16 protein-coding genes are annotated in these 15234 nt (G+C 34.7%); 11 read left to right on the forward strand and 5 right to left on the reverse strand.

The genetic code is table 11. From position 1 onward, the window contains the following. The 8 genes from Trichorick_RS06675 (at position 1) to Trichorick_RS06710 (ending at position 8400) form a co-directional block, all read left to right on the forward strand. Positions 1-981 carry a pyruvate dehydrogenase complex E1 component subunit beta gene (locus Trichorick_RS06675; protein WP_323738217.1) on the forward strand — a complete coding sequence of 327 codons (981 nt, stop codon included), beginning with the start codon at positions 1-3 and terminating at the stop codon, positions 979-981. A 231-nt stretch (positions 982-1212) separates the two neighbouring features. Continuing rightward, entirely contained in the window at positions 1213-2499 is a 1287-nt protein-coding gene (locus tag Trichorick_RS06680) for a pyruvate dehydrogenase complex dihydrolipoamide acetyltransferase (protein ID WP_323738218.1), read from the forward strand. Positions 2500-2615: 116 nt separating this feature from the next. Continuing rightward, entirely contained in the window at positions 2616-2867 is a 252-nt protein-coding gene (locus tag Trichorick_RS06685; RefSeq protein ID WP_323738219.1) for a hypothetical protein, read from the forward strand. 55 nt (positions 2868-2922) lie between these two features. Further along, a complete protein-coding gene (locus tag Trichorick_RS06690) occupies positions 2923-4239 on the forward strand; it encodes a hypothetical protein (protein WP_323738220.1) in 1317 nt (438 codons plus the stop codon). A gap of 509 nt (positions 4240-4748) precedes the next feature. Then, positions 4749-6137: a dihydrolipoyl dehydrogenase gene (gene lpdA / locus Trichorick_RS06695; RefSeq protein WP_323738221.1), complete on the forward strand. Its 1389-nt coding sequence runs from the start codon at positions 4749-4751 to the stop codon at positions 6135-6137. A gap of 121 nt (positions 6138-6258) precedes the next feature. Then, the gene (locus Trichorick_RS06700) at positions 6259-7029 is read left to right on the forward strand and encodes a hypothetical protein (protein WP_323738222.1); all 771 of its coding nucleotides are present in this window, start codon (positions 6259-6261) and stop codon (positions 7027-7029) included. 14 nt (positions 7030-7043) lie between these two features. Continuing rightward, on the forward strand, positions 7044-7952 hold the full coding sequence (gene lipA, locus Trichorick_RS06705) for a lipoyl synthase (protein WP_323738223.1): 909 nt from the start codon (positions 7044-7046) through the stop codon (positions 7950-7952). Between the two features lie 4 nt (positions 7953-7956). After that, positions 7957-8400 carry a type II toxin-antitoxin system RatA family toxin gene (locus tag Trichorick_RS06710; protein WP_323738224.1) on the forward strand — a complete coding sequence of 148 codons (444 nt, stop codon included), beginning with the start codon at positions 7957-7959 and terminating at the stop codon, positions 8398-8400. A 196-nt stretch (positions 8401-8596) separates the two neighbouring features. Here Trichorick_RS06710 and bla read toward each other — a convergent pair whose 3' ends face one another. From bla to Trichorick_RS06735, 5 genes are all read right to left on the reverse strand, one after another. Next, positions 8597-9520, reverse strand: coding sequence for a class A beta-lactamase (gene bla / locus Trichorick_RS06715; protein ID WP_323738225.1), 924 nt, complete (start codon positions 9518-9520; stop codon positions 8597-8599). Positions 9521-9693: 173 nt separating this feature from the next. After that, on the reverse strand, positions 9694-9870 hold the full coding sequence (locus Trichorick_RS06720) for an AAA family ATPase (protein ID WP_323738226.1): 177 nt from the start codon (positions 9868-9870) through the stop codon (positions 9694-9696). Further along, positions 9851-10189 carry a tRNA-binding protein gene (locus Trichorick_RS06725; RefSeq protein WP_323738227.1) on the reverse strand — a complete coding sequence of 113 codons (339 nt, stop codon included), beginning with the start codon at positions 10187-10189 and terminating at the stop codon, positions 9851-9853. The genes Trichorick_RS06720 and Trichorick_RS06725 overlap by 20 nt, the downstream gene beginning before the upstream one ends. A 135-nt stretch (positions 10190-10324) precedes the next feature. Beyond that, the gene (gene mfd / locus Trichorick_RS06730; RefSeq protein WP_323738228.1) at positions 10325-13711 is read right to left on the reverse strand and encodes a transcription-repair coupling factor; all 3387 of its coding nucleotides are present in this window, start codon (positions 13709-13711) and stop codon (positions 10325-10327) included. 169 nt (positions 13712-13880) lie between these two features. Then, the gene (locus Trichorick_RS06735) at positions 13881-14150 is read right to left on the reverse strand and encodes a succinate dehydrogenase assembly factor 2 (RefSeq protein ID WP_323738229.1); all 270 of its coding nucleotides are present in this window, start codon (positions 14148-14150) and stop codon (positions 13881-13883) included. Between the two features lie 39 nt (positions 14151-14189). Between Trichorick_RS06735 and Trichorick_RS06740 the strand changes: the two genes are divergently transcribed. The 3 genes from Trichorick_RS06740 (at position 14190) to Trichorick_RS06745 (ending at position 15229) form a co-directional block, all read left to right on the forward strand. Next, a complete protein-coding gene (locus Trichorick_RS06740; RefSeq protein WP_323738230.1) occupies positions 14190-14336 on the forward strand; it encodes a hypothetical protein in 147 nt (48 codons plus the stop codon). Next, positions 14303-14476 carry a type IV secretory system conjugative DNA transfer family protein gene (locus Trichorick_RS09295; protein ID WP_410250247.1) on the forward strand — a complete coding sequence of 58 codons (174 nt, stop codon included), beginning with the start codon at positions 14303-14305 and terminating at the stop codon, positions 14474-14476. Before Trichorick_RS06740 ends, Trichorick_RS09295 begins: the two co-directional genes overlap by 34 nt. Positions 14477-14839: 363 nt before the next feature. Further along, complete coding sequence (locus Trichorick_RS06745) at positions 14840-15229, forward strand: rhodanese-like domain-containing protein (protein WP_323738231.1); 390 nt, start codon at positions 14840-14842, stop codon at positions 15227-15229. Positions 15230-15234 lie beyond the last annotated feature (5 nt).

Genomic DNA, 15234 nt, shown 5'->3' on the forward strand with positions numbered 1-15234 from the left:
ATGAAACAAATTACAGTACGTGAAGCATTACGTTTGGCAATGCGCGAAGAAATGCTAAGAGATAATAATGTATTTATTATGGGTGAAGAGGTTGCCGAATATAACGGAGCTTATAAGGTAACTCAAGGATTACTCGATGAATTTGGTTCTAAAAGAGTGATCGATACACCGATAACTGAGCATGGTTTTACCGGTCTTGCAATTGGCGCAGCTTTTGCCGGACTTAGACCTATTGTTGAGTTCATGACTTTTAATTTTGCGATGCAAGCTATAGACCAAATTATTAATTCGGCTGCTAAAACTCATTATATGTCAGGTGGCGAAATAAAATGCCCGATAGTGTTTCGTGGGCCTAATGGAGCAGCGGCTAGAGTAGGAGCTCAACATAGCCAAAACTATGCTGCCTGGTATGCTCATGTTCCTGGATTAAAAGTAATAGCACCTTATAGTGCAGAGGATGCGTATGGTTTATTAGTTACCGCTATACAGGATGATAATCCAGTGATTTTTCTAGAAAATGAGATTTTATATGGACAAAATTTTGAAACTCCAGATACTTTGGAACCTATACCATTTGGACAAGCTAAAATAGTCACAGCCGGTAGTGATGTTACAATTGTTACTTTCTCAATACAGGTAAAATTAGCTCTTGCAGCTGCTGAAATTTTACAAACTGATGGAATTAGCGTTGAAGTTATAGATTTGCGTACCATTCGACCATTAGATATTAATACTATAATCACTTCAGTAAAAAAAACCAACCGTTTAGTGACTGTTGAAGAGGGGTGGTTTAATTGTGGAATCGGTGCTACTATTGCGAGTTTAGTAATGCAGGAAGCTTTTGATTATTTGGATGCACCAATAGCAATAGTAACGGGTAGGGATGTGCCTTTGCCATATGCGGCTAATTTAGAGAAACTAGCGTTACCAAGTATAGAAGATATAGTCGCAGCTGCCAAAAAAGTCTGTTATACTCGGTGAAAATTGAGAATTGCGTCGTCGTATCTAAAGTTCTGCGGTGCTCACGTACTATTTGACTGCTTGCGCTCCTCGACTTTGATACTTCTAGCACTTCTTCAATTTTGACCTTCGTCTAACTATTCAATTTAACAAATTAACAAAGTTTATGAAGTTTTATTAGATTGTCATCCTGAATTTATTTCAGGATCTCATTACTTGTTCATGACAACCATCAACCAATAAGTAAAAATTATGCCAATAAAGATTTTAATGCCCGCTTTATCTCCAACTATGACTGCTGGTAATTTAGCAAAATGGTTAAAGCAAGAAGGAGATAAGGTTTCTCCAGGAGAAGTAATCGCAGAGATTGAAACTGATAAAGCAACTATGGAAGTGGAAGCTGTCGATGAAGGGGTAATGGGTAGGATTATCTGTGCTGCTGGGAGTGAGAATATAGCGGTTAATTCATTGATTGCATTATTGCTTGAGGAAGGAGAGGATGCTAGTGCGCTAGAAAGTTTTGCCCAAGCAGGTGCTTTTGATAGTTCTCAGTCTTCTAGTAATACTCAGTCTCCTTGTCATCCAGACACTTCTTGTCATCCCGATGAAAATCGGGATCCAGTAAAATCTACTGAGATTACTGCTAGTGCGGGAGCTACTGGAGCTGCCGTGTCTCGGATATTTGCCTCACCTTTGGCTAAGAAAATTGCAGCACAATCTGGCATTAATCTAGCTAATATTAGTGGCAGTGGTCCTTATGGTAGGGTTATAAAGTCAGATATTTTAGCGGCACAGAACTCTTCAAATAATCGTGATCAAAATAACAATAAATTAGTCCAGGCTACTGAAGAATATCGTGCTGTACCTAATAGTAATGTCAGAAAAATTATTGCTAAGCGATTATTGGAATCTAAACAAACAATACCTCATTTTTATCTTTCAATAGAATGTAATGTTGATAAATTGCTGGCTTTGCGGCAAGAGCTTAATAGTGCTGACACCAATGAGCCTGCTCACAAGGTCTCAGTTAATGATTTTGTAATTTTAGCGGTAGCAAAAGCGCTGCGAGCAGTAGGAGAAGCAAACGCTAGTTGGCAATTTGATGCGATACGCTATTATAATAATGTTGATATCTCAGTAGCTGTGGCAATTGATGGCGGGCTTATCACTCCAGTAATTAAATCAGCAGATAAAAAAGATATAATTAGTTTGTCTCGTGAAGTTAAGGATTTAGCCAAAAGAGCTAGAGAAAATAAATTATTACCGGAAGAATTTCAAGGTGGTGGTTTTACCATTTCTAACCTTGGGATGTATGGTATTAAAAATTTCAGTGCTATTATCAATCCACCGCAAAGCTGTATCCTAGCCGTTGGTGAAAGCGTAAAACGCCCAGTCGTAGTAAATGATCAAATAGCAATTGCCACGATGATGGAGCTAACGCTTTCATGTGATCATCGAGTAGTAGATGGCGTCATCGGTGCAAAATTCCTTGCAGTATTCAAAAAATTAATCGAAAAACCTATCTTGATGTTGGTTTAATTTGTTTCGTATAATTTAATATTATTATATACAATTTAACTTGTAGTTGTATAATCTTATGTTAATATTGGTATTGGTGATACTAATTGCCAGCCAATAGTAAGAAAGAGGATTATATGAAAGATGATCAAGTATATAGAAAGTTAAGTGATCCTACTACGCCTACATACGATAAAGTAACACAAGCATCACCTAGTTTGAATTCTGTTGCTCCAAGCAGTACTCCTGATGAAAATATCGTTGCCGAACATACAGTTGAGACTACCAAGTGTAGTTGGAGTGATTGTATTAAGTGTATGGAGGTAGCGTGCAGTTGTTTAGGTTGTTGTGCGATATTTGAAGAGTGTTGTAAGTGTGAGCTATTCTAATAATTAATGAAATTGTTTATGAAAGATAAATAAATATCATGAAATGGAGGTTATTATGAAATTTGGCGGTGGAACAGGGTACTATGGGTCTAATAAAAATCAGTGGGGAGAAGAGATCTCTAGACCTAAAAAGAGCTCTGGTCATAGTCTTTATAGCAATACAAGCGGTGTTAGTACATGGGCACGAGATAAAGCAGCAAAAGAAGCCAAGAAAAAAGCTGAAAAAGAAAAAAAGGTGGTGCAAGAACATGAGCAAAATCTAAAAGCTGCGATAAATAAGGCCTCGATCTATAATGATGTAATGTTCAATCCTGAAAGACTTTATTTAGAAGGATTGGAGATATTTAATTTATCTATGCGTACGAGTGTGGAATCAATTTATCGAAAAAACGGATTTGATACTGCAAAACATAATTTAAATTATGCTTTACTTTTTGGTGAATTAAGAGCTTTTGAACTGTTATTAGATCTATATGGTACAGGTTCTTTAGCAACGTTTCTTATTATGATAGCTAGAGAACTTGGAGTAGCTGAAATGAGCGATAAAGCGTTCCTTAAACACAAGGTAGAGGATACTTCTTGTCTCAATTCGGTTCAGAAATGCGCTGAAATTATCAGACAAAATGCAAAAAAATATGGCAGTAGTATCATTACTGCTGAGATGAAATCTGAAGCAATAGCGGCATATAATGATGGTTTGGAGGTAAAATATCAATTATTAAGTCCAGCTCAGGTAAGAAACATGAATATTCAAGCTCATAGTTGGGAAAAAGGGCTGGAATGGAAAAATGATTTTAGTGATACAAAAGTTGCTGTGATACAAAAGGGGGATTTTGCATGTGGAATAATGCAAAAGACAATTTGTAATACTAATTTTACACTGATGGTACACTATTATCATTACCACTACCAGATTAGAATTACACAATATCAATCAATTGAATTACCAAAAGCAATACTACCACCGGGAGAAAATATAAATATTAGCTTAGCGGTGACTCAGCCTAGCGGGCAACGAATAAGTGAAATAGATCCAGCTTATTTTACAGTAAATTACAACGATATTGGTAAGTTAGTTAAAATATCACTTCCAAGTAACCCAGTAATCATAAATGTTGTGCAGGAACGCAGTCCTGTGGTAGTTATGTATAAGGGCAATATATACGTACTTCCCGTTAATAGTGGAAATTTACATAAATTAACAACTAAGGTAAATGAGAATGGCGGTCAAATCGAAGTACTAGGTAATGAACAGTTTTCAGTTGAACCATATGTAGTTAATATGAATACACATTATGCATCGCCTATAATAGGTGAACATAGGATAGTTGATGATAGTTCTTCATGCTTTAAATGTTGTGAACTCTTTTAGCGTCTTGCAGGCACCTAAGCCTGATCACGATAGTGACCAAAGCAGTTCAATTAAGGTTGCTTCTCATTTTCTGGACTGCCACGGAGATAAAGCTCCTAGCAATGACGATGAGTAACTAGGTTTCAGACGATGAGGAACTTATAATAACGGAGAACTTGGGCAAGACGATTCGTCTTTTGTTCTTTAACCTTGAAGGAGTTTTAAAGCAGTTTATTTGTAGCTTTTAGAAACACTGTCAAACCAAATAAAATTTTTTAAATGCCTACCACTCAATAAGGCTGGATATCTACTGCACAATCTTTTATAATTCTCAGCAAAAGATATATTTCTTGTAAATGAAAAATTGGTAAAAATGTTTGTCATGCTGAACTTGTTTCAGCATCTCGTCAGGAGCTCACAAGATGCTGAAACGAGTTCAGCATGACTACTGTTGTTCAAGGCTACGAGCTGCAATTTTCCCAACTTTTCATTTACTCGCAGTATATACCTGAAATTATAGGATTGTGTGAATGGAAAATTATGACGTAATAGTAATAGGCGGAGGGCCGGGAGGCTATGTTGCTGCCATCAGGTGTGCTCAACTTGGAAAAAAAGTTGCACTAGTAGAAAAGGAACATCTCGGTGGTGTATGCCTTAACTGGGGCTGTATTCCAACTAAGGCATTACTCAAATCAGCAGAAATGCTTCATCATATTAAACATGCACAAGATTTTGGCATTAATATAGCTGAATATAAAATAGATATCAAACAAATGGTAGCACGTTCACGACGTGTTTCTAGTCAATTAGCTGCTGGTATCAAAGGCTTACTGAAAAAGAATAAGGTTACTGTGTTTGAGGGCACAGCGCAAATAGCAAAAAATAAAATAATTGAAGTTAAAAATTCAAAAGAACAATTTAGCATTAAAGCCAGTAATATTATTATCGCTACCGGTGCAAGACCCAAAATATTACCAGGATTTGAGCCAGATGGTAAACAAATCTGGACTTCTCGTGAGGCGATGATTCCGGAGTCTTTGCCAAAATCAATAATTATTGTCGGATCTGGGGCTATAGGTATAGAGTTTGCTTCTTTCTATAATGCTCTTGGAGTAGATGTTACGATACTAGAAGCTCAAGATCGAATTCTTCCAGTAGAAGATGCAGAAATTTCTGCATTGGCACAAAAGATTTTTATACAACAAGGTATTAAAATCTTTACTAATGTAAAATTACTGGATCATAAGATAAGTCAAAATCAAATTTCAGTTAATATACAATTTGAAGAGAAAAAACACCTGCATACTGCAGATAAATTATTAATGGCAGTAGGAATTAGCGGTAACATTGCAAATATTGGTTTAGAGAATACCAAGATTAAGGTTGCTAATAGTCATATAGTTACTGATGAATTTATGCAAACTGATGAGGTTGGGATTTATGCAATCGGCGATGTTGCAGGTAGTCCGTGGCTTGCTCATAAAGCCAGTCATGAGGGAATAATAGTAGCAAATATGATTGCAGGTCTAAAACCACACCTAATTAATAAAAATAATATTCCCGGTTGTACTTATTCTTATCCACAAATTGCCAGCGTTGGTTTGACTGAGAGTGCCGCAAAAGCTGTGGGTTATCAAGTGCGAGTTGGTAAGTTTCCTTATCAGGCTAATGGTAAAGCTTTGGCATTAGGTGAGTTGAATGGCTTGATTAAAACTATTTTCGATGCCAAGACCGGAGAGTTACTTGGTGCACATATGATTGGTGCTGAAGTTACTGAATTAATTCAAGGTTATGTAATTGCTAAAAATCTAGAGGCCACAGAGCTAGATTTAATAAATACGATTTTTCCGCATCCTACTTTATCTGAAATGATGCATGAGTCTGTGTTGCAGGCTTATGGGAAGGCGATACACATATAAATATATATAAATAAGATAGCACTACGGAGATTTGTTTATTGTTATAATATAGTTAATTATTGGTTCCTTAAATTATACTCAAAAAATAGCTGAGAAGCTAGTCTGGAAGTGAGGTAATATAATGCAATATCCACCATTTTTACAAATATTACTAAATGATTACGTCAACAGTAGTAGAGGGTCGAGAAATGTGTTTAATGAATGCTCGAAAGTACTAAAAGAGAGTTTTTTAAGAGAGCTTTTTACTGATATTGGATATTTGTCTATGTTATCGACTAATATTGTTACTTATGATGACAATATAAGATCTCAACAAATTTCAGAGAAGTTACAAAATATACAATATAATGTTTCTTTGGCTAAAGATTATTATGCTCCTACAGATTTGTATGAATATTTGGTAAGTGAAATTATTGTTATAGCAAAAACTTTGCTATATAACAAAAGTTTATCAGTAGCAGATACTGTAGAATTGATTAATATTATTAGTACTGCAGGATTAACGGATTCATATAAAGATTTATTAAAAGAAACATTGCAAACAGTGTTTACATCAAGCAACTTTAAGAGTATATCAAGTGATTCGTGGTCACATATTTTTAAATTTATTAGTAATTCTTTTCCAGAAGAACAACAACGAAAAATTTTATCTGATCTTGCACACAAGATAGTTACTAATGAAATAAAGGAAGATTTTGAGCGTAAATGCGAGGGTTTTGAGCGTAAATGTGAAGCTTTTGAGTATCAATACTACAAAGTATATGAGTATTTCATATGTTCTTTAAGGTTAACGGGTATTAGTAAGGTAAAATTTACAGAATCATTAGAAGATCTAACGTGTTTTGATGATGTAGAATTAACAGCAGTACCAGAAGAAGATATTTATTTATAAACATAGATAATAATATGCCAGATATAGTAATTGAAGAAGGAACGGTTAAAACAAAACCAGCTTGGATTAAAGTCAAAGCTCCTAATTCTTATGAATATCATAATACCAAGCAGCTAATTACTGACCTGAAATTAAATACGGTTTGTGAGGAAGCAGCATGTCCTAATATTGGTGAATGCTGGTCTAAGCGACATGCAACGGTAATGATTCTTGGCTCTACCTGTACTCGTGCCTGTGCTTTTTGTAATGTTGCAACCGGAAGGCCTGATCTGGTAGATCCACATGAACCAGAAAGGCTGGCAATTGCTGTAAAAAAACTGGGGTTAGAGCATGTGGTGATTACTTCAGTTGATCGTGATGATCTTGATGATGGTGGAGCAGGGCACTTTGCTGAATGTATTACTCAAATTAGGCTTCTATCACCGGCTACTACTATTGAAGTTTTGACTCCGGATTTTTTAAAAAAAACTGGAGCAATTGAAATTGTGGTGCAAGCAAAGCCTGATGTATATAACCATAATATTGAGACTGTACCGTCTTTATATAAAACAATTAGACCGGGAGCTCGCTATTATCATTCGCTTAATTTATTACATACCGTAAAAAAACTTGATCCAACAATTTTTACAAAATCTGGAATGATGGTTGGACTCGGTGAGGAAACTGATGAAGTAGTGCAAGTGATGGAAGATTTACGTGCAGCTGAAGTTGAGTTTTTAACTATAGGGCAGTATTTACAACCTACTCCTAAACACGCAAAAGTTGCAAGATATGTTACTCCTGATGAGTTTAACTACTTGGAAAGAGCAGCAAAAACCAAAGGTTTTATGATGGTATCAGCGAGTCCCTTAACTCGCTCATCATACCATGCTGGAGCAGATTTTCAAAAACTTAAAAATATAAAAATGGCTAAAGTTAGTTGAAATCGTGCACTCTTTTAATAAGATTAAAATTTTACCATATCCACCCAAATTGTTATTCGACTTAGTGCTTTCAGTGGAAGATTACCCACAGTTTTTACCATGGTGTCAAGCAGCTCGTATAGTTTCACAAGATCAACACCAAATTACTGCGGAGTTAGTAATAAAGTTTAAGACTTTTATAGAAAAATATCAATCACGCATAATATACACTATCACACCCACAGGAGAATATATTATAGAAGTTGAAGCTATTTCTGGTCCATTTAAATATTTACATAACAGATGGTTGTTTCGTAATGAAGAAAGGGAAACTAGCGTAGTGGAATTTTTTATTGATTTTCAGTTTAAGTCTTTGTTATTAGATAAACTAATAGGCTTATTTTTTTATAGAGCTGCAGAGAAGTTGATGGAAGCTTTTGAGAAAAGAGCTTTACTATTAAAAGAGTAATGCGAATCGTTAATTAAAACCGCTAAAACTCTTGTTTCTACGTCTGAGTTGAGCAAATTTACAATTTGCGTAGTGATCCAGAATAAGTGGCTTTTGCGGTTTAGCAGCAATTTGTGATAGTGATAGTCGTGTTTTTTCGCTATCTGAAAATTTGCGCAACGAGACTATTAGCCTCTTCATTTTACGTAAGCAGTGGTCATAGAGCCTTTAATTTTTTGTCTTTTGCAATAAATTCTTTGATTAGAACTTTGGTTACAGCAGATAGCGCATCTTCCCTTTTTATTGCCTTTTCATTATTGCTCGTATAATAAATACCAATTAAAATTGGAGCATGTTTTGGTGGCCAAACAATTGCAAGATCGTTAGTTGAGCCATAAGCACCTCCTGTACCAGTTTTATTACCAACTATCCAACCATTTGGAATGCTTGAGCGAATTCTTGCAGCACCTGTCTGTGTGTTTATTAACCATGTAGTGAGTAGATCTCTCTGAGGTCTATCTAAAGCTTTATCTATAGTTATTTTGCGAAAGCTCTCAACCATGGCTTGAGGAGTTGATGAATCTTTCAAATTGCCATCTCCACCCGAATAAGCTTCGGCTGGCCAATCATTATCCTGTCTAAATGAGGAATCACCTATAGAGCGTGCAAAATCATTCATTCCCTGAATGCCACCAATTGGTTTTAACAAAAGATTCATGGCTGTATTATCTGAGAGACTTATTGCAGCAGAACAGAGTTCCTGAACTGTCATTCCTTCAGAAAGATGTTTTTCTGTTATAGGGTTCCATACACCCAGATCCAGATCCTTTTTTGAATATGTAATTCTTTGTGATAGCAGCGAAGGGTCTAACATACTCTTTTTTAAAACTGCAGCAACTCCTATTGTTTTAGATGTACATTGAGTTGGAAAAATTTCATCAGCACGATATTTTATTACATGTCCATTTTCTGTATTAATAGCAAAAATCCCTAAACGTCCTTCAGTATTAGATTCAATATTTCTTAATTTATTTGAAACAGAAGAGTTATTTTCAGCAAATGCGTTTAAAATGACCACACAGCAAGATAATATTATCACCAGTATTAGCTTTGTGATATTCAACAATAATGATTTAAGCATTTTTTTCTCAGAATTAATTATAAATAAACTATACGCGTATGTAATATATGCTTCAGGTTCAGGAGTCAATAGGTGATGTTAACAAATCTATGATAGAGCCTAGAGTTGCATATCAGGATGTTCATCGTGACTTTTGTTTTTGCAAGTGAGTCAGTATTTTCTACCGTAGAGCTTTATCGCTCCCTCGAAATCTCAAAAAAACTCCCTTGCTCCATAGCAATCACATCCGTCGCAGCTTCGCGAATGACAACATACCATAATTTTTCTAACTGTGCGATCACAGATGTTTTTCCACTACCAGGAGTGCCGGTGAAGATGAAGCGTTTCATATCAATGCATTTTTTGTCCATTCGGAACCTTTGGATCAACAGTTATCAAACAAATAGCGCCATTTTCATCAGCAAATCCAACAAGCAAAAACTGAGATGTGAAACCTGCTATATTCTTCTCGCCCAAATTAACGCATCCAACAATCTGGCGTCCAAGAAGGGTTTCTGGCGTGTAGTGCACAGTAACCTGGGCTGACGTTTGTAATACTCCTACTTGCGGACCAAAATCTACCCACACTTTAAATGCTGGCTTTTTAGCTCTTGGAAATTCTTCTGCTTTTACAATCGTACCAGAACGCAAGTTCACACGTTCAAACTCTTCATATGTTATTGTTGTCATTTGTTACCTTTGATTTGTTCTGTAATTTTTATTAATTTTTTCGTTGCATTTGTTAATATTTTTTCAATATACCTCTTGAAGTTGAAGAGGTATATATAATACTAGTGTGTGTATCTATATCTTAATATATATATATTAGGTCTCTGGTATAACCAAGGCAGCCAGTTGCTGTAATATCGTTGAAGCTTCGTTAATAATAGTGGCTTGGTCTAAATCTTTAACAAATACTAATTTATTATCCGGTTTGATTTTTGCTTGACGTGGATACTGGTCAATAAATTTCATCACCATATCTGCTACATTCGCTCTTTTGGCAAATTTTAAGACAAATCCTTGAGTGCCGGAATCAAGACTCTCAATCTGTAATTTACGACAAATATATTTTATTTTGACTATATTTAATAAGTTATCCAACTCAATTGGAATGGAACCAAAGCGATCCAACATCTCAGCATAAAATTCTTCAACCTCATGATCGGCTAATAAATTACCTATTCTTTTATAAATTCCTAATTTTAATGCCGAATCTGCAATGTAATCATTAGGAATAAAGACTGGTACTCCAAGGTTAATTGATGGCATAAAATTATCTGAACTTTCTGGCAGATCTTTTAAATTAGCGATTTGTTGGTCTAGCATTTCTTGATATAGCTCTACTCCTACTTCTTTTATCTGTCCTGATTGTTCTTCGCCAACCAAATTGCCAAATCCTCGGAGATCCATATCATGACTGGCGATAACAAATCCGGAACCAAGAGCATCAGCGTTTTGAATAATATTTAAACGTCTGACTGAGTGAGCGGTAATTTTTTTATCATCTGCAATTGTCAGGTAAGCATAGGCTCGGACTTTACTTCTACCGATTCTTCCTCGTAGCTGATAAAGTTGGCTTAAGCCAAGTTGATCGGCTTTATGAATGATCATGGTATTAGTAGTGGGAATATCAATGCCTGATTCAATAATAGTGGTCGATAATAGTATATCAAATTGCCCATGATAAAATTCTTCCATAATTTTATCGGTAACTGAAGGCAGCATTTGGCCATGAGCAATTTTATATTTTAATTCCGGCACCATTTCTTTTAGTTTTTGTTCGATATATTCGATATCTTTAATTCTGGGGCATACATAAAAACTTTGGCCACCACGAAAACGTTCTCTCAGTAAAGCGTCTCTGATCACCACCGGATCAAATGGCATAACTACTGTGCGTACGGCTAATCGATCTACCGGTGGAGTGGCAATTAAACTAAGGTCTTTTAAACCGACCATTGACATTTGTAAAGTACGAGGAATTGGAGTGGCTGAGAGTGATAAAACATGAATATCAGATTTTAACTCTTTCAAACGTTCTTTTTGTTTGACACCAAAATGCTGTTCTTCATCAATAATTATCATTTTTAAATTATGAAATTTTATTTCTGATGCTAGTAAAGCATGAGTACCAACAATAATATTAACTTCACCGTTCTTAATTAGTTCTTTATTTTGTTTAGTATCAGAAGGACTGACTAGACGAGAGAGCTGTGCTACTTTAAATCCATGAGATTTAAATCTTTTAGTAAATCTAAGATAATGTTGCTTACACAATATTGTAGTAGGAGCAATTATTGCTACCTGCGATAACGGATCATCAGTATTTGCTATGGTCATGTATGTAGCGCGCATCGCAACTTCAGTTTTGCCAAAGCCAACATCGCCACAAATTAACCTGTCCATTAATAGTCCAGAAGTCAAATCATCTTTAATGTCTGCAATCGCTTTAAGCTGATCTTCAGTTTCTACATATTGAAATCCTGAACAAAATTTAGCAAATTCTGGGGTTTCAAAGGTAATTATCGGTGCTGAAATTAATTTTCTTCTGGCAGCCAACTGTAATAATTGTGTTGCGGTTTCATTAATTCGGTTTTTTAGTTTTGCTTTACGTTTTTGCCAACCAATACTACCTAGTTTATCTAGTTCAGCTTCAAAATTACCGTACTTTTTTACTAATTCAATATTTTCTACCGGTACATAAAGTCGATCATTATCTGCGTATAGAATTTTAAGACAGTCATGTGGGTTACCGCCAACTTGAATGGTTTCTACGGCAATAAATTGACCAATACCATGTTCGGTATGTACTACCAGCTCTCCTTCCTGTAGATTATCTAGTTCAGTGAGGATGTTTTTTAACCGACGTTTGGCAGTGTTAGTAGTAGTAGTTGGTGGTTTGGTTTTAAAAATATCATGTTCTGCAATAAAAATATAATTCTCACTATGAAATCCATGAGCTAGTGGTACATAACATAAATTTACTATGCCTATTTTTGCTTGTTCTAGATTAGTAATATCAGCATAGAGGTAGTCATAGTTTTTTATAATCTGTTTGATCCTCTCCATATTGATTTTAGTTTCAAAGAAGATCACCGGAATTTTTGTCGGATTGCTAGAGATAATTTCAAAGAGTTTCTCAAAAATAGTTTTTTGCTCAACAAAACTAGTAGCCGACAAATTTAGCGGCGATGCAGTGGATGCGGCGTATTCCAGGCATATATTAGACGATTGTTCTAATATTTCTTTAATTTTAGCATAAGTTATACAGCACTCTGTTGGTGGTAATGCCGGATAAAAAGTTGTTAACTTAGTTTTATTAGAGAGTAGGCGTGATTCGTATAGATCATGATAAGTATTTTCATATTCCAATAGAGCATGAACAGCTAGAGGATCATAAATAATTACTGGGTTCTTGAGATAATCGACCAGCCCGTTTAGTTCCTTATAGAATAATGGCAGTAAATGTTCATAGGCAACAAATTTTTTAGCAGCTATTATTGATTGATATAAGGGCTGATTAGTATGATTAACGCCAAAATTTAATAAATAATTATCTTTAAAATTATTTATAGTTTCTGGATTTAGAATAATTTCACTTGCCGGATAAATTGCGACATGTTGGCATTCAATGGTGGAAATTTGCGTAACAAGATCAAATTGTTTAATTGATTCTATCCGCTCTCCCCAAGCAAAATTTATACGATATGCAGCATCAGGTAGAGCTATATCCACTATTTCTCCACGGACAGCAAATTCACCATGATCAGTTGCTGTGCTACTGCGGTTAAAGCTATTTAGAACTAAAAAATTCGCTAGTTCAATAGTAGTAAGCTTCATCCCTTTGTATAGTTCAAGCGAAGAGGCTGCAAAGATCTTTGTTGGTGGCAGTTTGTGTAATAAATTGATACTATTAGTGATTAATAATTTTACTTCTTTAATAGTAGTGGCTAAATCTGTTAAGACTTTAGCGCGAGTAGATAATATATCTTGCTTTGGTGATACTCGATCATATGGGATAGTATCAAAACTTGGTAAATATAAAATTTGCCCAGAATGATGCTGCTGATGAAAAAACTGAATTTGTTGATAAGCTCTAGTAGCATCACAATCATCAGAAGTTAGTAGTAAAACATCTTGTTGTTTATTTAAAAAATATTCATATGCAAAAAAATTTTTGCCATATGAAGGAATAATTTGCTTAGTCATTGATACTTAATTTAATTTAGAGTGTTTAATATGAGCCAAAAAGTCATCTGAAGCCATGCTAACTATGGTGGCTAAAGTTCTTCAGCTTAGACGAGGCCGACTGAGATTTCGCAATGACGAGGTGGCAACGAATTGCTATTGTCGGCAATTGTAAGTCCACTTCTATAAATTATTTAATTATATCAACACTAAATTCTAATAATTTATGCATAATTTTAGAATTAAGTGAGGATGGAGTGGTCTTGCCTGAACACCAATCGTAAATATCAGCATCGTTTTGTTCAAGAATTTTTGCAAATTCAGTCAATTCTGAAGAATTCATACTAAATATGAATTCTTCAGCAAATTTTCCAAGTATCAAATCTGTTTCTTTACAACCACGATGCTTGCTTTTATATAATAATTTCTTTCTAATCAAGCTTAGATCCTGACTGTTCATGATACTATATGATTATTTAGTTATTTTAATTATGGTATAATGAGCTCTAAAAATGCTATATTATTGGGACTTGATGGTGATGGCAATAAATTATATTCAAATGCCCACCAAAATATTTTGCTGATAGCTCCTCACGGTGCTGGTAAGAAAGTATGGGAGTATATTTTGTTATTCCAAGCTTATTAACTTTTGAAGAATCGGTAATTGTACATGACATAAAGCTTAAAAATTACGAGCTTACAAGTGTTTATAGAGCTTCTATTGGACACAAATTTTTGTTTGGAATCCGCTTGAAAAAGATAAAACTAATAGATATAATTCGCTAAATTTTATTAACTTAGATCATAAAAAATAGTAGATGATATTCAAAAGATTGCTCATTTCTTGAAATATGGGCAGTATGCTACAAAAATAATAAGCGCTTACTCTCAAGGTAAAGGTCTAAAGATTCAATTTATCAATTAAATGCTAAATATTTAAAAATAAATTCTGGGTGCATAAAGGGATTGAAAGCAATCCTAGTTAGTTCTTGCTAATAAATCTTGAAAAAAATATCTAATAATAATATATTCATAGAATATAAAATTATAAAACTAAATCAGTTAACAAGATTAATGGTTTTTGATATTTATAACACAATCGTTAGTTTTGCTTTTCTAACTCCACAAGTATAGCTTAAAATATATTTTATGACAGTTCGAAATCTTACTTCTATAGAAGCATATGGATTGATGCAAACAACTTTGAAGTCAATGCTTATTGACGTTAGAACGGATAGAGAATGGCAAGAAAATGGTATAGTAATATTAGATAATCAACATAATATACTGCTACTTAGCTGGAAAATATTACCAGATATGATGCAAAATCCAAGTTTCGTTGAAGAAATGTCAATTAAAATTAATGATTATCACACACATTTATTTTTTTTGTGTCGCAGTGGAATCAGGTCTTTTGAGGCAGCAAACTTTGTTACCAATCGCGGTTATTTAAACTGCTATAACATTGTCGATGGATTTTTGGGTAGTGATTATGGAAAGGGTTGGAAAAATAATAATTTACCTTGGCAGGCGTTGTAAATATT

Source organism: Candidatus Trichorickettsia mobilis, assembly GCF_034366785.1.
GTDB classification, from domain to species: domain Bacteria; phylum Pseudomonadota; class Alphaproteobacteria; order Rickettsiales; family Rickettsiaceae; genus Trichorickettsia; species Trichorickettsia mobilis_A.